The organism is Sphingobium sp. RC1 (genome assembly GCF_059738765.1).
In genome coordinates, this window is record NZ_AP027306.1 from 2,502,753 (window position 1) to 2,521,466 (window position 18,714).

The 18,714-nt window shown below is 63.8% G+C and carries 25 protein-coding genes; all 25 read right to left on the reverse strand.

Features of this window, described 5'->3' with window-relative positions; all coding sequences use genetic code 11:
- Window positions 1-176: 176 nt before the first annotated feature.
- The 25 genes from AC6JBC_RS12465 to AC6JBC_RS12585 all read right to left on the reverse strand — a co-directional run bounded on the left by AC6JBC_RS12465 (window position 177) and on the right by AC6JBC_RS12585 (window position 18,623).
- Entirely contained in the window at window positions 177-1,064 is an 888-nt protein-coding gene (locus AC6JBC_RS12465; RefSeq protein ID WP_498024571.1) for a phosphatase PAP2 family protein, read from the reverse strand.
- 156 nt (window positions 1,065-1,220) lie between these two features.
- The gene (locus AC6JBC_RS12470) at window positions 1,221-1,730 is read right to left on the reverse strand and encodes a hypothetical protein (protein WP_498024572.1); all 510 of its coding nucleotides are present in this window, start codon (window positions 1,728-1,730) and stop codon (window positions 1,221-1,223) included.
- Window positions 1,730-1,993 carry a spike base protein, RCAP_Rcc01079 family gene (locus tag AC6JBC_RS12475; protein ID WP_498024573.1) on the reverse strand — a complete coding sequence of 88 codons (264 nt, stop codon included), beginning with the start codon at window positions 1,991-1,993 and terminating at the stop codon, window positions 1,730-1,732. Before AC6JBC_RS12475 ends, AC6JBC_RS12470 begins: the two co-directional genes overlap by 1 nt.
- Window positions 1,994-2,042: 49 nt before the next feature.
- Window positions 2,043-2,426: a hypothetical protein gene (locus AC6JBC_RS12480; protein WP_498024575.1), complete on the reverse strand. Its 384-nt coding sequence runs from the start codon at window positions 2,424-2,426 to the stop codon at window positions 2,043-2,045.
- A gap of 138 nt (window positions 2,427-2,564) precedes the next feature.
- Window positions 2,565-3,032, reverse strand: coding sequence for a lysozyme (locus tag AC6JBC_RS12485; protein ID WP_498024577.1), 468 nt, complete (start codon window positions 3,030-3,032; stop codon window positions 2,565-2,567).
- Window positions 3,019-3,255 carry a DUF7940 domain-containing protein gene (locus tag AC6JBC_RS12490; RefSeq protein ID WP_498024578.1) on the reverse strand — a complete coding sequence of 79 codons (237 nt, stop codon included), beginning with the start codon at window positions 3,253-3,255 and terminating at the stop codon, window positions 3,019-3,021. Before AC6JBC_RS12490 ends, AC6JBC_RS12485 begins: the two co-directional genes overlap by 14 nt.
- Before the next feature lie 39 nt (window positions 3,256-3,294).
- Entirely contained in the window at window positions 3,295-3,600 is a 306-nt protein-coding gene (locus AC6JBC_RS12495; RefSeq protein ID WP_498024580.1) for a phage holin family protein, read from the reverse strand.
- Window positions 3,601-3,784: 184 nt separating this feature from the next.
- A complete protein-coding gene (locus AC6JBC_RS12500) occupies window positions 3,785-4,744 on the reverse strand; it encodes a hypothetical protein (protein WP_498024581.1) in 960 nt (319 codons plus the stop codon).
- The gene (locus AC6JBC_RS12505) at window positions 4,744-5,466 is read right to left on the reverse strand and encodes a DUF2793 domain-containing protein (RefSeq protein ID WP_498024582.1); all 723 of its coding nucleotides are present in this window, start codon (window positions 5,464-5,466) and stop codon (window positions 4,744-4,746) included. The genes AC6JBC_RS12500 and AC6JBC_RS12505 overlap by 1 nt, the downstream gene beginning before the upstream one ends.
- An 11-nt stretch (window positions 5,467-5,477) precedes the next feature.
- Window positions 5,478-8,672 (reverse strand): phage tail protein, encoded by a 3,195-nt coding sequence (locus AC6JBC_RS12510; protein ID WP_498024583.1) that lies wholly within the window; start codon window positions 8,670-8,672, stop codon window positions 5,478-5,480.
- The gene (locus AC6JBC_RS12515; protein ID WP_498024584.1) at window positions 8,669-9,085 is read right to left on the reverse strand and encodes an NlpC/P60 family protein; all 417 of its coding nucleotides are present in this window, start codon (window positions 9,083-9,085) and stop codon (window positions 8,669-8,671) included. Before AC6JBC_RS12515 ends, AC6JBC_RS12510 begins: the two co-directional genes overlap by 4 nt.
- A complete protein-coding gene (locus tag AC6JBC_RS12520) occupies window positions 9,078-9,944 on the reverse strand; it encodes a phage/gene transfer agent baseplate hub protein (RefSeq protein WP_498024585.1) in 867 nt (288 codons plus the stop codon). The genes AC6JBC_RS12515 and AC6JBC_RS12520 overlap by 8 nt, the downstream gene beginning before the upstream one ends.
- Window positions 9,941-10,540: a DUF2460 domain-containing protein gene (locus AC6JBC_RS12525; RefSeq protein WP_498024587.1), complete on the reverse strand. Its 600-nt coding sequence runs from the start codon at window positions 10,538-10,540 to the stop codon at window positions 9,941-9,943. Before AC6JBC_RS12525 ends, AC6JBC_RS12520 begins: the two co-directional genes overlap by 4 nt.
- A complete protein-coding gene (locus tag AC6JBC_RS12530) occupies window positions 10,540-13,443 on the reverse strand; it encodes a phage tail length tape measure family protein (RefSeq protein WP_498024589.1) in 2,904 nt (967 codons plus the stop codon). The genes AC6JBC_RS12525 and AC6JBC_RS12530 overlap by 1 nt, the downstream gene beginning before the upstream one ends.
- Window positions 13,440-13,688, reverse strand: a complete 249-nt coding sequence (locus AC6JBC_RS12535) for a phage tail assembly protein T (protein ID WP_498024591.1) — start codon at window positions 13,686-13,688, stop codon at window positions 13,440-13,442. Before AC6JBC_RS12535 ends, AC6JBC_RS12530 begins: the two co-directional genes overlap by 4 nt.
- Before the next feature lie 68 nt (window positions 13,689-13,756).
- Entirely contained in the window at window positions 13,757-14,080 is a 324-nt protein-coding gene (locus AC6JBC_RS12540) for a hypothetical protein (RefSeq protein WP_498024593.1), read from the reverse strand.
- On the reverse strand, window positions 14,080-14,508 hold the full coding sequence (locus AC6JBC_RS12545; RefSeq protein ID WP_498024595.1) for a phage tail tube protein: 429 nt from the start codon (window positions 14,506-14,508) through the stop codon (window positions 14,080-14,082). Before AC6JBC_RS12545 ends, AC6JBC_RS12540 begins: the two co-directional genes overlap by 1 nt.
- Window positions 14,509-14,522: 14 nt before the next feature.
- Window positions 14,523-14,912 carry a tail completion protein gp17 gene (gp17, locus tag AC6JBC_RS12550; protein ID WP_498024596.1) on the reverse strand — a complete coding sequence of 130 codons (390 nt, stop codon included), beginning with the start codon at window positions 14,910-14,912 and terminating at the stop codon, window positions 14,523-14,525.
- Complete coding sequence (locus AC6JBC_RS12555; RefSeq protein WP_498024597.1) at window positions 14,912-15,385, reverse strand: HK97-gp10 family putative phage morphogenesis protein; 474 nt, start codon at window positions 15,383-15,385, stop codon at window positions 14,912-14,914. Before AC6JBC_RS12555 ends, gp17 begins: the two co-directional genes overlap by 1 nt.
- Window positions 15,385-15,702, reverse strand: coding sequence for a head-tail adaptor protein (locus AC6JBC_RS12560; RefSeq protein ID WP_498024598.1), 318 nt, complete (start codon window positions 15,700-15,702; stop codon window positions 15,385-15,387). Before AC6JBC_RS12560 ends, AC6JBC_RS12555 begins: the two co-directional genes overlap by 1 nt.
- The gene (locus AC6JBC_RS12565) at window positions 15,702-16,115 is read right to left on the reverse strand and encodes a hypothetical protein (protein ID WP_498024599.1); all 414 of its coding nucleotides are present in this window, start codon (window positions 16,113-16,115) and stop codon (window positions 15,702-15,704) included. Before AC6JBC_RS12565 ends, AC6JBC_RS12560 begins: the two co-directional genes overlap by 1 nt.
- A gap of 60 nt (window positions 16,116-16,175) precedes the next feature.
- A complete protein-coding gene (locus tag AC6JBC_RS12570; protein WP_498024601.1) occupies window positions 16,176-16,739 on the reverse strand; it encodes a head-tail connector protein in 564 nt (187 codons plus the stop codon).
- Window positions 16,736-16,933, reverse strand: coding sequence for a hypothetical protein (locus AC6JBC_RS12575; protein WP_498024602.1), 198 nt, complete (start codon window positions 16,931-16,933; stop codon window positions 16,736-16,738). Before AC6JBC_RS12575 ends, AC6JBC_RS12570 begins: the two co-directional genes overlap by 4 nt.
- On the reverse strand, window positions 16,930-17,307 hold the full coding sequence (locus tag AC6JBC_RS12580; protein ID WP_498024603.1) for a hypothetical protein: 378 nt from the start codon (window positions 17,305-17,307) through the stop codon (window positions 16,930-16,932). The genes AC6JBC_RS12575 and AC6JBC_RS12580 overlap by 4 nt, the downstream gene beginning before the upstream one ends.
- A gap of 53 nt (window positions 17,308-17,360) precedes the next feature.
- Window positions 17,361-18,623 carry a phage major capsid protein gene (locus tag AC6JBC_RS12585; RefSeq protein ID WP_498024604.1) on the reverse strand — a complete coding sequence of 421 codons (1,263 nt, stop codon included), beginning with the start codon at window positions 18,621-18,623 and terminating at the stop codon, window positions 17,361-17,363.
- Between the last annotated feature and the right edge of the window lie 91 nt (window positions 18,624-18,714).

Below are 18,714 nucleotides of genomic sequence, written 5' to 3' on the forward strand. Positions count from 1 at the left end.
TGAAGGTTGCGCCTGGAAAATGGTGACCCCTACGGGAATCGAACCCGTGTTTCAGCCGTGGAAGCATTTTCCTGTTTGTTTTCAATGTCGCTTCCCCCATTTTGCCACCACAGACACCCACGGTTTTCCGTGACTTTCAGAGGGGTGGGGGAACTCTGCAGCGCGGTCGGAGACGATTAAATCGCCGCCAATGTTCCTTCGGAAACCCGCTTCCGCGCCCGCTCTATGATGAGCCTGGCGGCGGCGATCGCTGCCAATCCAACTGCCACCCCAACAAGGATGTCGATCAGATAATGCGCGCCGATGATGAGCGCGGCGAAGATCATGGCCGCGTTGAGCAGATAGACTGGCCAGCGCAGTAGGCCCAGGTCGCGACACGTCCACATGAAAATCACGCCGGCGGCAGCATGGAAGCTCGGCAACGACGCCAAGCCGGACGGAACTTTCGCCATGTCGTGGATGCGGCCTTCGCGGAGCCCTTCGATCCAGCCGCCGAATTTCCACTGCCACGGCACGTCGCCCGCGATGGCGGGCAGATCGTTCAGGCTGATCCCATACCGGACATAGGGACCGACCGCCGGGAACAGGGGGAAGATGGCGATCGTGACGATGACCGCGAGCATATAGGCTAGCAGATAGGTCCACACCGTTTCAAACCGGCCGAACGCAAAGGCCAGCATCGGAATGAAGGACAACTGGAGGGCGAAGGAATAATAGGCCGTGCGCGATAGCTCCGCGAGATCAGGATATTGAATGTAGAGCTGGAACAGGCCGCGCCAATCGAACCAGAGGGCGGTATCGACCGCCGCGAGGCCACGATCGACGAACGGGCCACTGATCGTCGCCATGAACACCGACGACACGAACGCCAGCGATCCGATGATCGGCGGAATGGCGAATGTCTCGAGGAACAGGGCGATGCGTGGAAGACCATAGCGCCGGGCAAGAAGGCCGCTCACCGCCACCCAGCAGAAGCCGACGAATGCGAAGACGAGGCCCCGATTGCCGATGGTGAAGCGGCTGTTCGCTAGTCCCAGGACGCAGGCAACCAACCAAACAGCCAAGACGGCATAAAGAACATGAGATCGTCGGTCGAATGGCGATCCAGTTTTCAGCTGACCCGCTCGTAAACGAAAACTCGATAGTGCAGTCGACAGCATGACACCCCCACGCCAACCTCGTTTACATAGGACATTTTCAGCGCGCCGTCAGCAGCTTTACTAGGAACTGCTCGCCAATATGACAGGCGCGCCGGCGAAGGAGCTCAGGCCGCCGGCCGACGCAGCAGCGCCGTCACCATAGCTGTCTGAGAAATAGCGGCAGGTCTGCCCCGTATCGGCTCGCACGCCGAAATTGTTGTCCGTTTGGACGCACAGCGCATAAAGCGTTCCGGCAACGACATTAAGCGGGGACAGCAGCGCGACCTTCTTCGCTTGGTTGGCATTGATCCCCGACTGTGCAGCAGTCTCCGCCAGCTTCGCGCCCCAGGTCGTCGGGGACGAAGCGGCATAGATGACAAGCCGAAAGTTGCCGCCATAGGGCCCCGAGGTGCCGTAGAGAACGGTCAGGAAATTGACAGTGCCGGTGGCGTCGGCAGCCCATGTGCTGCCCGACGTGAACCCGCTGCCGATATTGGCGTTGGTGTTGCCAATCGTCAGGCCGAAGCTCACGGGGACGATGCCGGGACCGCCGCGCGGCGCACCTATCCCCAAAGGGAAGCCCAGCCTCATCAGTAGAGCGCCACGATCGAACTGGCCGTGGTGCTTGTCGAACGCACATGGCTGACGCGGATCGGAAGGATGGCGCCAGCCGTGACGCCCACGAACGTCACGTCCGCGCCATCATCCACCAGCCGACATGCGATATTGCCTGCTGCGCCGACATACAGCGCCTTTGGAACGTCGGTCAGGGGGTTCGTGTCATGCGGGGTGACGGCAACCGCCTTTCGCGCAGGGGCCTGCACCGAGTCGCTGTACTGGAATTTGTCGGCCATCGATCATCGTCCTTTCATGAAGTTGCGGTCACCGCCGACGGAGCGTCGGTCAGAAGAGCTTGAAGAGCTTCAGAATGAGGGTGGCGATCCTGCCAGCTGTGGTCGATTTGAAGTCGTTGAAGACTGACTGGACCAAGGCCCGCCCAATGTCCTCGATCTCGTCGATCGCCACCTCCATGCCCTTGCCGGTGAGGAAGTTCGCCACCAGCGGAAGCGTGTTCGCCAGCACCGCCTCGAACTTGTCCGCGCCCGTCAGGCTCTTCGACGAGATTGCCTCGATGTTGTTCGCCACGGCTGCGCCGATCTCGGTCTGCTTCAGGGCCAGTACCGCCTTCGCCGTTTCGCTGGGGACGATGTTGAGCGCCGTGTCGGCTGCGGCCTTCAGGTCATTAAACCGGCTGTTCGAGATGATGCGCAACCCGAATATCTTCATGGCAACCTCCTGCTGATGATGGGAAAGCGGCCTAGCCGCTGATGTCATTCCAGATGTGAACACAGGCGAGAATGAGCCCGCCGACGATGGTGGCCGCGCCCAGCATGAAGCCGGACGCGGGGGCGATCAGGACATCGCTCATAGGCCCACCATGCAGAGCCGAAATTCGTCTTCTCGGCGGTTGCTCAAGCCCTGCACAACCCGCCCGCCCGCCTTGTTCCAGAACTTGATCGCGGCGCATCCACTCTTGAAATCGCCAGCGTCAAAGCGGCGATCGGCAGTCGATCGGCAATAGGCACCCAAGCCGATATTGTATGCGAGGGAGGTAGCCGCCGCGAGCTGGTACGGCCGATCAGCGATCAGGGGCGTGCAACGCGCAACCGGGCGAGCAAAGCCATCCACCGCCCGATCGAGCATTGCCCGGCATTCAGCATCGGAATAGCGGCGCATCTCGACGCGCGTCTCGCCATAGCACACGGTACGCACGCCCACGATGTCGAAATAGGGATCGTTGCGCTTACCCTCCCACTGGCCGATCAGTGGCGCAGCCAGGAGGATCGCCGCGGCAATGCCTCCCCCGGCGACCTGCTTCCTACTTACGGCCATTCCGCGCCTCCTGCTTAGCCAAGCGCGCAAATGTCACCAGCACGAACACCGCGACGGGCGCCGCAGGCGGAACGATGTCGCGGAGTTCCGGCGGGACGGCGTCGAGCACCTGTTGGAGCTGGTCGGGATTGGCGAGCAGATAGGCCCAGCAGGCCGTTGCGGCCGCACTGATGCGCACGGACCATAGGCGCCACCACGAGCGCCATTCATCGATCAGCTTCATCAGCTGCTCCTTTATCGATTGCGATGTTGAGGGTCGCCGTCAGGCTTTGCGTTGCTTGAACCAATCAAACAGGCTCGCGCCCGCCGTGTCGATGAAGCGTGGCCCAAGATAGGCGATGGCGCCGATCAAGCCTGCGGCCACGGCACCCGGAAGCGCCATATAGACGCTGAGCGAGTAACCGATCATTGACATGCCGATTGCGATTAGCAGCTCAAAGGGCATGTCCTTGCCCCAAAAGCGGCGGCGGCCAGCTTGCACTTCCCTGCTGTGGAACATCAGACGTCCGATGATGCCGGGTGCCAGCCACCAACCATTGTTCGCGGCAGATTCGACCACTTCTTTCATGTCCAATTCTTGGCCCCCCGGCTGCATTGTTAAGTGATAATAATCTGTCGCCGGCGGCCGCCCGATGGAGCGGGACCGGGCGTATTTGGATCGAGGGCAACAAGCAGGTTGCCCTTGAACACCTTCACGCCTGGCGGAAGGCCGGTGAGGACAAGCAAATTTCCCTTTGTGACGGTAACTGCCATCAGACGACCTCATACCCCCATTCGAGATTGGCGGACTGCGCGTCGGACAGAACCCAGGGCGAACTAGTCGCTGGGTTGGTTTCCCATGTATATTGATAGGGCAGCAGGCTCGCCGTCAGGGCGATGCTGCTGGAATAATAGCGCGTGCCAGAAATCAGCAGATAGAACTTGATCGATTGACCGCTGTCGGTCGAAGCGCGGGCTGTCACGGTCACAGCAAGAGCGGTGCCGCTACCGCCTTGGGTCCGCGCCGCCGATTTGAAGCTCGCCTTGTTACCGCTCGACGTCAGGACCTTAAAATCGGAATCGTTGCGGTCATATTCGTCGATGTCGGTATAGGCGCCCGTTCCGTCCGTGTCCGTGCCGGCCGAAGTGGGGGGCTCGCTTTCCAGGCGGCAGCCGACTGTCGACGTGGTGCGGGCGAACACCTCGCTGTAGTAGGTCTGCTGATTCGTTGCGGCGAAGTTGCCCAAGCGGAATTTTGCGATGTTGTCGACCGAGGCCATGGACGCGGAGCCCGACGTCGCCAGCGTCCCATCCACATAGAATTCCATGGACCCCGACCCACCGCAGACGACCTTCAGATCCAGCGTGTATTTCGTCGAGGCCGAATAGGACCAATTGCTACCGATCTGGGTCCAGGAGCTTCCGTTCCAATATTGCACCTGCATGGTGCCGCCGGCCGTCGACTGGAGACGAAAAACGGCCGTGCCGGAATTATTATACAAGGTCAGAGCGGTGCCGGTGCCACTGCCCGACACATAGCCAGTCATGTGATGCCAATAGGTCGTCTGCTGCGCGAAATCGGCGCTGTCCCAAGTGGTCGAACTGTTGGCGTCCAGCCGGATCGGCGCGCGAGCATAATTGCTATCGAACGCGCCGCTCGGCGTCGTTGAGTAGAAGGCGGAGCCACCCTGCGTCAGAACCTCGGTCTCGGAAGCTGAATAGAGGTGCGTCATCAGATGGACCCCAGCAGCGTGATCGCCGCGTTCGCGATCGAGGCGTCGGCTGAGCTGGGGCCGACGATCTTGATCACATCATTGATGGCGATGCTCTTCGCCGTGCCGCTCGCAGTGGCGAAGGTGAAGGCCCCGCCTGTCGAGATAGTAATCGTCCCGATGGTGGAGAAAGCGCCGGTGGCGTTCACCTGCCGCTGCACGTCCAGCGCGAAGGAGGCTGCCGGATTAGAGCCAACCGCCCCCTTGCTGTTGGGCGATGCGAAATTGGCGGGGAAGGTGAACGCCTCCGCCGCGATGTGCAGCAGCAACACTTCCGATGATGCGGGAGCAGAGGTGAAGAAAAAGCCGATGCGGTACTGATTGGCCGACGATGCCACGGTGGACCAGCTCGTTCCATTATGCTGGATCGTCAGGTCCTCGTCACGAATATAGAGCTGATTGCCTTCCGCCGCGACCGTGACGAACAGCCAACCATTCGAGGCGTTGGCGCCGATGGCCAGCGCGAGCTTTCCCGCCTGACCAGACCAGGCGCCCGTGGGTGAAGCGGCGACAAGATAGCAGGCCCCGTCCGAACAGGAGCCAGGAGGCGCAGCGAGGTCGCGATCCTCGATGATGAAGCGTGTGGCCGCGGCGTCGAGCAGGCGGAGCGCGGCATTGACCGTCTCCCACGGCGAAGCCTGCGACGCGGCCCACTCGCCAGCGCCGGTATGCGGCAATGTCATGCTGTTTCCTTCTAGGCTGCGATTTCGAGGCCGAAGCCCCGCAAGGAGAGGGCTGGCGATACCTGATAGAGGTTCACCGTCAGGCTGGCCTGCGGCCCGCCGAAATCAGCAGTCTGCTGCGCGCTGCTGTAGGCGAGCGGCAAGCTGCTGCCGGTGATCGTCCGCACAGCATCGACGCCGTCCATGATGTCGCACGACCAGCTTTCGGCGGTTTCACCGAGCGGCACGTCCTGCCCGTCGATATTCCCGCCGCCGATCCGCGTGCGGCGGGTGGCGTCGATCGACCAGTCGCCCGATCCGCTGTCCAGCGTCAGGATGCCATGGACGGGCGAATAGGGCCTCTGCGCGGCGGCCGTGAACAACACGTCTTCGGCATAGGAGCTGCTCTCGTCCCGCCCTTGGCTGACGGCCTTGTAGTAGTCGATATCGCCGATCTCGCTCGCGCTCATCGCCCGCTTGGCCAGCGTGCTGTCAACCAGCAGGAACCTGTCGCCGGCTGCGTGTCCGCCGATATGCTGTTCCGTGCCACGGCACCCACGAGACAGCCCGGTGAGGGTCCAACTGCCATCGACCTCCAGCGTCGCCGTGCGGAAGCGCAGATATTCCCAACCCTCCGCGCTTTCCAGCAGGGCAAGGTTGAGGCTGTCGCTGGCATCGAACTCGGCATCGCTGACGCTTTCAAGCTCGCCAGTCCGCAGCGTGACACTAATGCTATTGGCGTCGTCACGCAGCCAGGGCAGCGCATCGCCAACTGCATCGATCGCCACGCCCCAGGTGCAGGAATCCAGCGGACCGATCGTGGCCCAGCCAGCCTCGAACGTGTCGTCTGCGCCGTCGTCGGACAGATAGAAGTCCCCGCCGCTCCAATAGCCGGCGGGCGTATAGGGCGCTGCGGCGATCGTCATGAATGGCGACGCCTGATCGTCGATGTCCCGCGCCAGCGGCACGTCGAGCACAAAGCCTCGCGTCAGGCCCGGCACCAGCATGACGGAAGGTGCGCGGCCTTCCATGGCCGCGCCGGTCGCGCCAGACAGCAAGGCGATGTTCGGGTCATCCCGTTCCCACCGTGCCTTGATCATGCCGCCGGCGCTTAACGTCTGCTCCAGCAGGCGAGCGGTGCGGCTGATCCCATCCAGCCCCAGCGTCTTCACATCGGTAGGTTCCAGCGCGAGATATTGAGCGGTGAGCGTGTTTTCGACCTTCTCCCGGCCCGCCCATATGCGGCGAAAATAGCGCTCGGCCAGTTCGCGTGCCTCATCCACTGAAAGCGCCAGGCTGGTCATATTGATATTGAGCTCGCGCACCCCATCGATCGCCACGCTGGGCCGCTGCACCAGAACGCTGTTCGTCTGCTGCTCGGCTGCCGTGTCCGCGAAGCTGAACGTCAATGCGCGGGGAAGATCCGCGTCTTGCGTAATGCTGATCCGGTATCGATCAGGATCTCGGACGAACTGGCCGACGTCGATCGTACCGCTGCTCGCCGCGCCCCGCTTGATGCCCCGCACGGAAAAATCGTGCGGCGCGATGTCGCTGTCGTAGGCGGTGAAGAGCGGATCGAGGATGTCCCTGCCAGCACCCTGCGTCCAATTATAGCCCGCGATCAGCTGATCCAGGTCGGAGAAATCATAGTTGCCAAAGGGCAGTCCGCACCGCTCAGCCACATCGTTGGCGATCTCGCCGAGCGTCACGCCTTCCCCGCCGACGCGATCAAGGTAGCGCCATACGAAATTGGACGATGCCCCTGATTGCGTCAGCAGCGCGTGATTATAGGGATCGTAGATGACCCAGTCGGCCAATTCGCCCACCGCCCAATCGAGAAGATCGACGGTGCGGATGATCGATGCGTCCATCGTCGAATATTCCGTGGGCCCGACCCACAGCGAGGTCTGTCCTGGCAGCGCATGACGGAACGCCATGGGCGGCGTCAGACTGTGGACGCCGACATTCGCGGTCGATGCGGTGATGGTCCAGCTGGACGTGTCCACCAGCATAACCTTGCCGCCCTGCCAAACGAAAAACTCGCCATTGCCGTTGTCGAGCGCGAACGCATCGCCCGTCTCGCCGGTCGTCACCTCATGCACCGCGCCGTTCGGCATCATCGAAAAGGCGATCTTCGGGTCGGTGCCGACCTGGCCGACGGCCCAGGCTTGGCCATTCACATCCTCGAAATAGTGGTTCGCGGAAAAGCCTGGATAGCGCGCTTCAACCCGACCGCTGAACGGGTTGAAATATTGTGTCTGTTGCCAGGAGAATATCGGATAGACGCACACCAGCCCGCCGACATAGGCGCAACCTGCCGGCGGCTCGTCGAAATCGCCGGGCCCAGCGAGAACGGACGATCCACCATCAGGGCCCGTCAGCGCGAGGTACACGCTCGGCCACACGCCGCTGGTGGAATAGAAGGAGCCGCTGGGCGTCATGCCGCCGAACCCGTAGTCCAAGGTCAGCTCGAACATGGCCGTGCGCGCGGCCGAGTCCCACACCGTGACGACGGGCGAGTTGAGATGCCCCGTGTAGAACCGGGAACCGTCAGGGCTCGCCATGATGGAGAAAAGCTGTGGACTCTCTCCCGTGCTCGGCGTGGCATCGACGCTGTCGAAGGGGAAGTTTTCCGCGCCACTGCAGGTGGCCTCGATGGTGATCTGGGGGATGCGGTTGCCGACTTTTTCGAGCGGAATATCCTCGAACACCGCACCGGAGATTCCTCGATAGGCGGGGCAAGAACCGGGACCATGTTCCGCTTCGACCGTCGCCAACATGCGCGGGTCCGGCATCTGATCTTCGGTGCCAAGGAAAAAGCGGATATGCTCCGCGATCCCGAAGCCCTTCTTCAGCGAAAAAGGCGATATCGGCCCGGTGCCGGTGGCGTCATAGACCAGATGCTTGTCGAACCAGATGCGGGTGACTGCGTCGATCTGATGCCCTGCGATCGCTATGGCCCAAGTGCCGTAATAGGTATATTCGTTATATTTGCCGCCCTTGGTCTTCCGCTTTTTCTTCACCTCCCGCAGCGGCTCAGCCCAGATGATCGGAACGCCCTCGAAGCGGCGCGTGCCATAGAAATAGTTGAGCGGGGTGCCATAGTCCGCGACCGTGACGGACAGGTCATCCAGGCGCGGCCCTTCGATCTTCTGACTGGCGGTCAGCGCCATCTGCGTCGCGGTGAGCGCGGCCGTGATGGCAAGGCTGACAGGATCGATTGTCACGCGATGTCCCTCCAGCGGAAGATGCCGACGACGGGCCAGGCCGGGTCGAGCGGAACTTCAATCACGCGGCGCGGCCCCTTGGCATAGGTATGGATCATCCGGCCTTGGCCGGCGTAGAGGCCGAGATGCTGGGGCTTGTCCGCGACGCGCATCAGCAGCACGTCGCCGGGCTCCATTTCCGCGACTTCATCGAACAGTTCGGACAGGCCGCGCCGCAGCAAGGCCGGGTCAACCCGGCGGCGATATTCGGCCGACATGAGCGCATAGACGCTCCGCGCCTCTGGACGGCCGAGCGCCAGCGCGACGCCCGAGATCAGCCCCTTGCAATCGCAGCCCTTGCCCTTGGCCGCCTGCTGCCAGCGGAACGGCGTGCCGATCCACCGGCGCGCCTCGGCGATCACATCGTCACGCACCGGCATTTCCCGGCACGGCATATTTCAGCACCTGGTCGCTGCCGGGCACTTCAGGGAAACCGCGAAAGTTGAGGATATTGTCGTAATCCATGCAGGCGGCACGGCTCTTCAGGCAGCCACGGCGGATCGCCAGCGTGTCGCCGACCTCCGGCGCGGCGGCGAGCGGCGCGAATAGCGTCACGACGCCGGCGGCGGTCCAGTCGAATATCTCGACGGGCGCGGTGCCGGCGAGCGCGCCCGTAGCGAACTCCACCTGGCCGGCATTGAAATAATCATCGGCATAGGAGCCGGTGAAGGTGACGGTGAAGGACAGATCGCCCGCCACCGCATTGACGGTGGCGCTGATCTCCTCCGGCGTCAGGCCGCACCGCGCATCGCCGAAGTCGGCGTTGCAATAGGGCGTGATGACGCTGCCGACGACCTGATTGAAGCGGGCGATGTCGGAGGTGAAGGCGAGGACGAACTTTCCGCCTTCCTTCCGCGCATCCGCGACGTCGACGGCGAGGATCTTGATCGCGCCCGATCCCAGCGATTTCCAGTTGACCTGGAACAGCCGCCCGCGCGCCTTGTTGAAACGACCGCCGAGCAACGCCTCCGCAGAGACAAGCCCTCCGATCGGCCCCGTCACCTCGAAATTATCGGCGTCGAAGCCAGCGGACAACTTTACGTCGCTGGGCAGGATGCCGGTCGCGGACGAATAGCTGATCGCGCCGTCGCCCAGGTCGAACGTCAGATCACGGTCGTGATCGGTGATGCCGATCGACGTCCCATCCTTCAGGTCGATCCGCAGCATCGTGCAGCGGGTGTGCGTGCGGGTGCCGATATGCGCGGTCAGCGGCCCGCCAAGGGTGCGGCTCACTCCCGCACCTCTTTGAGCGTGATCGTCTCGATATGCTCCAGGTCGCCCGTTGGTGCCATCGTCGCCAGGGGACCGTCGAAGCGGACCGGAATATCGAACTCGCCCGTCACGCTGACAACGACGCCGATCGCCGGCGCGACCGAGAATGTCAGAACGCCGGTGTCGTAGTCGATTGCATAGCCGGAGCCTTGCAGAACGCCATTTTTATAGACCTGCATGGCTGAGACGGGCCGCGTGATGTCGCGGCTCACCGTCTCGCCATCGACGGTCCAGCTTTGCGTGATCTGGAAGGCCGTCGTGGCGCCGTCGCCGGTGCCGATCGGTTCGGCCGTCAGCTGATAGTCCGCCCAGTCGCGAAAGCGGAAGCTGTGCAGCAGGCCGCGCGCGGCCTTGTACAGGGCGACGACCGCGAGGAAGACAGCCGCGTTCCGCCTGGACGTCGGGAAGCTCACGTCGAACTCGCGGAGCGATTGGGAGGCCCGCGCGTTGCGGACCTCCCAACCCCCATCGGTCGTCACGATGTCGATATCCTCGACGTCGCGGCGGACCGCCCCCAGCTCCACCTGCCGAGGCAATTGCTGATCAAGGAAGGCCATCAATATCCCTGCTTCTTCGCTGCGGCGACCTTCGCCTGGAACGCGGACGCTGCCTGGCGGCCCGCCTCGCGCGCCTCGCGGGCATTGGTGACGTTGGGAAACACCATCTGGCCGATATGCACCGCAGGCTGGTTATTGTTGGCGGCAATGTCCTGATACTTGCCGACCATGCCGCCCGCGGCGAAACGCGGCGCACCCGACCCTTTGTTGATCGCGTCGAGATGGGCTTTACCGAGCCGGCGCACCGTGGCGGCGTTCAGCACATATTCCCCATTGGAGAGCCATGCCTGGATGCTGTCGGAGGTGCTGGTGCCGGGCCCCATCACCATGCCGCCTCCGGCAAGAGCAAGGGGCATGGCGAAGCTGCCCATGTTCGCCACGGTCCCGGCATGGAGGGAGGCTTCGATCCCGGACAGCCCGGCCGTGTTCACGCCCGGCAGGCCAGAGCCGCCGAATAGCGAACCCGCGAATCCCAGCGCCTGCCCAAGGAAGCCGCCGCCACCACCCATGTGCGATTGCAGCGCCTGCGCGATCGGCCTGATCAGCACCTGATCGATGAACAGGTTGATCAGCCCCTTCAGCAACGGGTCTTCAACGCCAAGGGCGCTGGAGATGGCATCGTTGATGCCGCCGCGGACCGCCTCCAGTTCATCGACCATCAGGCCCTCGACCCGCTCGCCGATCAGCGCCGGATCATTCTGCCGGATATAATTTTCCAGCGGGCTTTCGGTGCTCCGCATGACGCCCTGCTGGCGGAAGCCATAGCGCGCATCGAGAGAGCCAAGGCGTCCCTCCGCGGCGGCGCGATCGGCGGCATTAGCCTGCGGATCGTTCGCGACGCGCTGCAGAGCACGACGCTCTTCCTCCTTTTCGATAGCCAGAATCGACAGCTGCAGGCGGCGCCGATCTTCCTGCGTCACAGCCAGCTGCTCCTGCAGGCTGAGCAGGTCTTTCTGGTTGTCGTTGGCGGCGGTCCAGATCGCCAGCTCTTCCGCCGACTTCCGGCGCATCTCCGCGGTGTTGATGGTGATGAGCTTCTGCTCGGCGATCTGCTTCGCCTTTCCCTCCAGCTCGTCCTTATGCGCCTTGATGATCGGGTTGAGCGCGGCCTTCGCCTCGATGTCCGCAACCAGCTTGTCGCGCTCCACCATGACCTGGTCGCGCGCATATTGCGCGATCTGCTCGGCATCGGTGACATTGGCGCGCTTGGCCGCCAGCAGGTCGCCATCGAGGCCCGCCTGCATGTCGACCAGTTCCTTCGCGCGACGGACCTGCTCGTCGGCAAGGCGTTGCGCCTTCTCCTGGGCGGAAGCCATGCGCCGCGCGGCCTCTTCGGGGGAAGCGGAACCAGTCCAGGCTACATGGAAATGGTCGTCATGATCGCCGGGCTTCGCCGCCGATCGACCAGGGCCAAAGAACTGTTCGACGCCCTTCGCGTTGCGACGGATGCTGACGCCAGCGTCCTTCAGCATCTGCTCGACCTGGGCGGTGCTGTATTGCCCCATGCCGCCCGCTGGCACGAAGTCCACCGCCCGACCGGCATAATGATCGCTGCCCGCGACATGCTTGCCGCCGGTGGTCGACGTGATCGACGCGCCGGGAAACAGCTGCTTGATGAGCGCGGTCATGTCGCCGACGCTGGCTTGGCTCGCGGCATTGCCGCCGGTCGCAGCCTTGGCGGCATCGCGGGCGGCCGCTTCTTCCCGCGCCTGCCGCTTGCCGACTTCGACGATCACGTCCTGGACGCGCACGCCGTCATAGAAGCCGCCCTTCGATCCCTTTTCGATCTCGCGGCGGATGTCGGCATATTTCTGCCGGATCTTCTCCAGCGGATCGAGCGCCTTGGCCGCGAAATCGCCCAGCTGCAGCGCCCGGTTGTTGATCTCAGTCTGGAGGCGGGCGATATCTTCCTGGTTCGCCTTCTGCCGTTCGGCCAGCTGGCCCTCCATCCGGAGCTGTTCCTGCACATAGCCCTGCGGGGCGAGGATGCCGCCTCTCTGGCTCTGCTGGCGCTCCAGGTCAGCCTTCAGCGCCTCGCGCGTGGCGAGCGCGCGCTTCAGGTCAGCTTCCGCCGCCTGCTTGGCCTGGATGACGTAGAGACGGGTATTCTCGGTCGTCTTGGCCTGCGACTGGTTATAATCGTCGATCGCTTTGCGGAGAGCTTCCTGGCTGGCTTTCTGCCGATCGATCGCGTCGGACAGGTCGACATGCGCTTCCTTGGCCTTCTCCGCCGCGTCATTGTCGTTGAGCAGCGCGGTCGCGAGCGCGCCGACGACCGCCGTGCCGACGCCGAGCGCCACGCCCCACGGTCCCGACATGAAGGTGGCGAAGCGGCTCGTGCCGCCCGACATCATCTGGATGGCCTGCACGACCTGCGGACCCTGCTGGGCGAAGATGATCGCCGCCTTGGTGCCGCCGGCGAACTGGACGGCGACGTCGCTCAGCTGGAAGCCGAGCTGCTGCAGGCCCGCCTTGTGCCCGCGGCCGGCGTCGTTGGCGGCTTTACCGAAATTCTTGATGTCGGTGACACTGCGCGAATATTCACCGCGGACCAGGCTCAACGCGGTGCGGGTTTCGAGAATCCGGGTCTTGTACGCCGCAAGGTCGATCTCTCCGGCCTTGTAGGCAGCCTTCGCATCGCGGAACTCGCTGTTGGCCTGGATCTGGGCGGCGGCAACTGCCTTGATCGCCGCCTGCAGCTGGTCATAACCCGACCGGGTGCCAGCGAGATCATTGGCCGTCTGCTTGGCTTCTGCCCCCACACCGTTGAAGCCCGCGCCGATCTGGCGCAGGCTGTCGAGCATGGTCGTCTTGGCGGTCTTCAGATTGTCGGCTGCGCCCTTGCACGCGGCATCCCAGGACGCGGTATTGCCAACGAAGTCGACGCCGATCTGCTGGCTCATCCGCCCATCCGATCCATTTTCAGCATGATCCTGCGTTCCTCTGGGCTCAGGTCGTCGGGCAGCTCATGCGCGTCGTCAGGGAACGGCATGAAGTCGATCGGGTCGATTCTCGATTTCGTGTGCGGCTGCAGCGCCGCCCACATGATGCGCGTCATCCGCAGGTCGGCGCGCTGCTCGCCCTGCGGGTCCAGTTCCCAGAAGGCTTTCCAGTCGGCATATTCGCTGGCCGACAGGCCGTGGGTCATTTCGACCACGGACCGCCAGCCCAGCGCCAGCGCGAGACGGTGCCGGAACCGAAGTTCCCCGTCCCGCTTCAGGCGTTTTTTGCGTCTTCCGCCGCCTTCGGGCCCATGCCGTTATGGGCGAGGATCGCCTTCGAGATCTTCGACACGATCCCCGCTGGCAGTGCCGCCAGGGCAGGTGCGTCGACGTCGGTGAACAGGCGCGTGCCTTTGTCGTCGCAAGCCCCAAGGATCGTGACGGCCACCGAGGCGGGCTTGCTGTCGTCAAGCCGGCCCAGCTGGTCCACTTCCGCGACGGTGAGGGTGGCGACGCCAACCTTGCCGCCCAGCTCTTCGACCTCGACGCTGCCGATGTTGGTATCGACATAGCCGAGCAGCTTATCGCGCGACAGCATCAGACGGTCGTCCAGCTGCCGGAGATGCGGAAGCTGGCGGAGAAGGGCACCTTGCCGTCCACCGCAGCCGAAGGCGCATATTTCTTCACCAGGGCCTTGGCATAGCGCACCGTGCCGTTCGAGAAGACGACCTTCAGCCAGCGGCGGTTCTGCGCGGCCTTCGCCGTTGCCAGTTCCTGCTGGCCCGTGTCGGAGGGCACGAAGTTGCCGGACGTGGTCATGTTGCCTTCATCGGGCAGGCCGATCAGATATTCCTTCGACGTGCTGCCGAGATGGGTGACGTCGATATCCGCCGCTTCGCCCGAGGGCTCGCCGACATCGGACACCTCGCCGACCTGGACGAACGAGGCCGAGCCATAGGCCGTGCTGTCGGCGTCGTTGGACGAGATATAGACCGCCGTGCCCTGCGACTTGATCGCATTGCTCATGGTTCACTTACCTTTCAACGGGAGTGGAAAACAAAATAGTCCTGTAACACGCGGAAATTGCGCGTTTCAGGATCAGGCTCTGGACCGTCCTGATTCTGGAAGGTGGCGGTGATCGTCGGATCGCCAGCCACGGTGATGTTATCGATCGCGAGGCGAACCGCCTCCGCCGTGTTCAGGGCGTCGAGCGCCGTCGCGCCCCAGCTGCTGACCTGGAAGCGCGGCCACTCCAGCGTGTTGGCGCCGTCAAGCCTGCGCGCGCCAGCGGTCGAAATTCGCTGGATCGTGACATAGGGATATTCCGCCCCTTGGCGGCCGCCGACGATGAACACGCGCGCCCCGACAACGCCGCCGACGCCGCTGCTGGCTTTCAGCGCCGCGATCAGCGCCGCCTCGACGCTGGCCATCAGCCGACCTTCAGCCCCAGCCTGCGCGCTACGTCCGCGATGCCCTTCAGCGCCGTGCCTCGGATCGCCTCGACCGCCTTCTGGCCTTTTTCGTCCACAGCCGGTCGCATGAACGGGCGAGCCGCCGAATGCTCGGTCCCATTCTCGACGAAATGGGCATATTTGGACGGGCGGGCAGGCGTCGGCTTCGACTTGCCCTTGCGAATGACCATCGTCCGCTTGCCGGACGGCTTCAGCGACACGACGACCTCACCCTGGCGCTGGTCCGCCTTGCGGCCGACGTGCAGCGTGTTGGCGAGCAGGCCGCTATCGACCGACCCATGCGCGATCAGGTTCGCCTTGGCCTGGTCGTGGATCACTTTCGCCCCGGCGCGCAGCGCCTTCACCACGACCGCCTCCTGCTCGACCTTCGACGGCAGCTGGCGCAACATCGCCTCGATGCCGTCCAGCCCCGTGATCCTGCTTTCGGCCATCAGTTCGCCCCGTTCGTGCTGGTGCAGTGCAGATAGGCGAAGCCGCCCCTGCGCGTGCCGGTGACACCGTCTATCCGCCATGTCCGCCCGCCCCACTGGACACGCGCCAGGCTGTCGATCGAGCGCCAGCGGATAATGAAGACGGCTTTCTCTTCAGCCCGATAATCGCCGACCAGGAATTCCCGGCCCGGCGTTTCCATGACTTTGGCCCAGGGCGTGCAGGCCACCGACCAGCTGTCGATTTCCTCGCCCAGGGCGTTGGTGGATTTGCCGGACGCCTCGACGACGATCTTCTGGTCGAGCGCGCCCGCGTCCATCAGAGGGCGACGCCCGACGCGTGAAACTTGACGTCAAGAACCGTGGTGGACGTCGCGATGCCGACGATGGTGACATACCAGCCCGTCGTCACGTCGGCGACCGGGGCGATGCCGCCCGCCGTCCCGGAGCAATAATAGGCGACGCCGGCGGTGAGCGTGGCGCCGATCGTGATCGGGCCCGCGGTCAGTACCGCGAGAGGCTGGCCCGACGCGGCGGCATGGAGCGCGATGCCCGTCGGCGTGCGAGCCTCCACGGTGGCACTGTTGCAGTCCGCGAGCTTCCAGGTGGAGGTCGCGGCTTCCAGATAGACGAGCTGCCCCGCCGTGACGCTCGCGCCCGCATTCTTGCTGCGATCGATGCTCGCACCGGAAACGGCCGCGACATTCGCGGCGGTGATCGAAAGGTCGGCCATTGCAGAACTCCATGAAAATCCATCCCCTGGTGAGGACGGGCAGGTGGAAAGGGACGAAAATCAGAAGGCGTAGATGCGGAAATTCGCGAGCAGCGCCTCGACCGCGTTCGGCGCGCCCTCGAACCGGCCGTCGATAATGGGCTGCCGAATGTCGAACCATTGGCCGACCAGCAGCTTGAGCGCGTGGATGATCTCTTCGGGGACGGTCGAATAGCCGGCCTGCGCCGTGATCGTCACCGCGGCTGCGGACCTGACCGTCGTCGGCCATGCCTGCGAGTAGACCCGCTCGATCTGCGGCGAGAGGCCGTAGAGCAACGCCTGATAGATGTCGGCCGAGAGCGTCTGCAGCACATTGGCGCTGTCGCGATATTCAATCGTCGCGATGGCAGAGAGCGGCGCGAGGGGCAGGATCATGCTGTCCTCGAACCTGTCGCACCGCAGCTTGACCGTCTGCGGCATCAGTCTGAGGCCGGTATAGGATTCGACATAACCGCGCGCCGCCTTCACCAGCGCGGTGACATAGGCGGTTTCGCCCTCTTCCGCCCGCACATGCCCGAGCGCATCCGCCACGCTCAGCGGCTCGGCCGTGGGACCGACCGTGACCTCGACAGGAAGCCAGTTCATTTGCCGCGCCGCGTCTTTGCCGGAGCGGTCGCGCGCGTTTCCACCGCCGGAGCCTTCGCGGTCGTCTCGATCGGGTCCGTCCAGGGCACGGCGAAGCGCGAGGCGATCATCCGACCAGCCTCCGCCTCGTCGCATTCATGCGCGTCGCCAGGCTGCTTCCCATTGGAAAGACTGACGAGCAGCTTCAGTTTCATGCCTCGGCCTTCAGCACGATGAAGTTGATGACCAGCACATTGTCGCCCGCCGCCGAAGCATGCAGGTTGGTCAGGGTGAGCTGGAACGATCCGTCGGCGACGGCGGTCGCCTCCACGAAGAAGAGCCCCGCCGAAGTGTGGGTCTTGATGCAGGCGAGAACGATGTCGGTCGCCTTGACCTTGCTGTTCGTGACGGTGAAGGACGCTTCCGCGCCGGCGGCGACCGTCTGCGAAACAGTGGTGATGACGCCCGAATAGGCATTGCAGGTGACGCCCGTGGTGATCGAGGTCGCCTGCGTGACCGCAGTCTGCCCCTGGACGACAGGCACGCCATCGGCGTTGCGATAGCCCGTGGTGTTGTAGGAACCGGCCATTTAGCCCTCCTGAAAGAAGTGGGGCGGCGCGCAGCCGCCCCGAGGGGGAAAGGTCAGGCGAGCTTCAGGTGCTTCACCGCCGAGGACTGGATCAGGTCGCCGTCGAGACGGACGATCCCGGCCAGGCCGATGTTCGGCCAGTAATATTCACGCCGCACGCCGATCACCGGGGCACCGACCTTGCGGACATAATATTTGCTGAAATCGCCGAACAGGATCAGCTTCTGGGCGGTGGTGAAGGCCGATGCCATCGCCTGGTTGACGCTGTAGGGCTTGCCCTGGATCGTGTCGGGGGCGCCGTTGCGGATGTCGCCCAGCGACCAGATATACTGGCCGTTGCCGTCCTTCAGCTTCTTCACCGCCGCCAGCACCGTGTCGTGCATCATGAAGCGGGCCTTGGGCGAGGCGCGATAGGCCGGGTCGACCGAGTGGAACAGGTCGATCACTTCGTCTGCCGTGAAGGCCGACGTCGAGGCCGCCGTCTTGCCCGCTGCCGATGCCACGACGATGCCGTTGGGATCGCCGGTGCCGTCGCCGGTGGTCAACTCGGTGTTGACGCGCCGGGCGATGCGTTCGCCGAGCAGCTCGCCGATGAAGGCTTCGACGTCGATATTGCTGTCAGCCAGCAGTTCCATCGAGATCTGCACCCAGCTGGTGTCGTAGGCGAAGGCGTTGAGCGTCATCTTGGCGAAGGTGACATCCTTCGATCCGTCGTCGGTCATCGCCGCCGCTTCGGTGTGCTGCGAGATGGTCGAGGCGGTATCATCGACCGTCGGGAAGTCGATCGGGTTACCCGATGCGGTGTTGAGCACGGTGCAGATCGCATCGTCATACATCGGACCCCAGGCCTTCATCGTCTTGTCGATGGTGGCGGCAAGGTCGGTCGGGACGGTATAACCGCCCGCCGAGTTGGTGCCCACGGTCTGCGAACGAGCTTCCAGCTTCGACACGATACCGGCTTTCAGGGTGGCGCGCTCTTCGGCGGTGAGCTCCTGCGGGTCGAAGCCGGCGCGGGCGAGCGCGACGAAGGCGTCACGATAGCTCGGCTCTTCTGCGTCGTCCTGTCCCTGGCCTTCGCCACCCATCGGAGGACGACGCTTGCCGCGCTCTTCCTCCAGGCGGGCTTCGATCTGGGCCTGACGATCTTCGCGGGCGATATTGGCTTCGACCTTGTCGAACTCGGCCATGATCGCGTCGTGGCGCTGCTCCAGTTCGGTGGCGCGCGCCTCGTCGGTGTTGGCCTTGATTTCGTCGAGGGCTTCGCGGGCCTGGGTGACAAGGCGACCGCGCTGCTCCTGAAGGGCAGTCAGAGACATAGGATTTACCTCATGAAAAAACCCGCCGGGATGGCGGGTCTGCATCGCAGGACAAAGCCCCTGCCGGCCTCCGGTGGTCGCCGGGAAATGC

Excerpts from the sequence above, each read along its gene's own strand:
- AC6JBC_RS12470 (WP_498024572.1), bottom strand. The coding sequence starts at position 1,730 with ATGAGGCTGGGCTTCCCTTTGGGGATAGGTGCGCCGCGCGGCGGTCCC.
- AC6JBC_RS12475 (WP_498024573.1), bottom strand. The coding sequence starts at position 1,993 with ATGGCCGACAAATTCCAGTACAGCGACTCGGTGCAGGCCCCTGCGCGA.
- AC6JBC_RS12480 (WP_498024575.1), bottom strand. The coding sequence starts at position 2,426 with ATGAAGATATTCGGGTTGCGCATCATCTCGAACAGCCGGTTTAATGAC.
- AC6JBC_RS12485 (WP_498024577.1), bottom strand. The coding sequence starts at position 3,032 with ATGGCCGTAAGTAGGAAGCAGGTCGCCGGGGGAGGCATTGCCGCGGCG.
- AC6JBC_RS12490 (WP_498024578.1), bottom strand. The coding sequence starts at position 3,255 with ATGAAGCTGATCGATGAATGGCGCTCGTGGTGGCGCCTATGGTCCGTG.
- AC6JBC_RS12495 (WP_498024580.1), bottom strand. The coding sequence starts at position 3,600 with ATGAAAGAAGTGGTCGAATCTGCCGCGAACAATGGTTGGTGGCTGGCA.
- AC6JBC_RS12500 (WP_498024581.1), bottom strand. The coding sequence starts at position 4,744 with ATGACGCACCTCTATTCAGCTTCCGAGACCGAGGTTCTGACGCAGGGT.
- AC6JBC_RS12505 (WP_498024582.1), bottom strand. The coding sequence starts at position 5,466 with ATGACATTGCCGCATACCGGCGCTGGCGAGTGGGCCGCGTCGCAGGCT.
- AC6JBC_RS12525 (WP_498024587.1), bottom strand. The coding sequence starts at position 10,540 with ATGGCCTTCCTTGATCAGCAATTGCCTCGGCAGGTGGAGCTGGGGGCG.
- AC6JBC_RS12530 (WP_498024589.1), bottom strand. The coding sequence starts at position 13,443 with ATGAGCCAGCAGATCGGCGTCGACTTCGTTGGCAATACCGCGTCCTGG.
- AC6JBC_RS12535 (WP_498024591.1), bottom strand. The coding sequence starts at position 13,688 with ATGACCCACGGCCTGTCGGCCAGCGAATATGCCGACTGGAAAGCCTTC.
- AC6JBC_RS12540 (WP_498024593.1), bottom strand. The coding sequence starts at position 14,080 with ATGCTGTCGCGCGATAAGCTGCTCGGCTATGTCGATACCAACATCGGC.
- AC6JBC_RS12545 (WP_498024595.1), bottom strand. The coding sequence starts at position 14,508 with ATGAGCAATGCGATCAAGTCGCAGGGCACGGCGGTCTATATCTCGTCC.
- gp17 (WP_498024596.1), bottom strand. The coding sequence starts at position 14,912 with ATGGCCAGCGTCGAGGCGGCGCTGATCGCGGCGCTGAAAGCCAGCAGC.
- AC6JBC_RS12555 (WP_498024597.1), bottom strand. The coding sequence starts at position 15,385 with ATGGCCGAAAGCAGGATCACGGGGCTGGACGGCATCGAGGCGATGTTG.
- AC6JBC_RS12560 (WP_498024598.1), bottom strand. The coding sequence starts at position 15,702 with ATGGACGCGGGCGCGCTCGACCAGAAGATCGTCGTCGAGGCGTCCGGC.
- AC6JBC_RS12565 (WP_498024599.1), bottom strand. The coding sequence starts at position 16,115 with ATGGCCGACCTTTCGATCACCGCCGCGAATGTCGCGGCCGTTTCCGGT.
- AC6JBC_RS12570 (WP_498024601.1), bottom strand. The coding sequence starts at position 16,739 with ATGAACTGGCTTCCTGTCGAGGTCACGGTCGGTCCCACGGCCGAGCCG.
- AC6JBC_RS12575 (WP_498024602.1), bottom strand. The coding sequence starts at position 16,933 with ATGAAACTGAAGCTGCTCGTCAGTCTTTCCAATGGGAAGCAGCCTGGC.
- AC6JBC_RS12580 (WP_498024603.1), bottom strand. The coding sequence starts at position 17,307 with ATGGCCGGTTCCTACAACACCACGGGCTATCGCAACGCCGATGGCGTG.
- AC6JBC_RS12585 (WP_498024604.1), bottom strand. The coding sequence starts at position 18,623 with ATGTCTCTGACTGCCCTTCAGGAGCAGCGCGGTCGCCTTGTCACCCAG.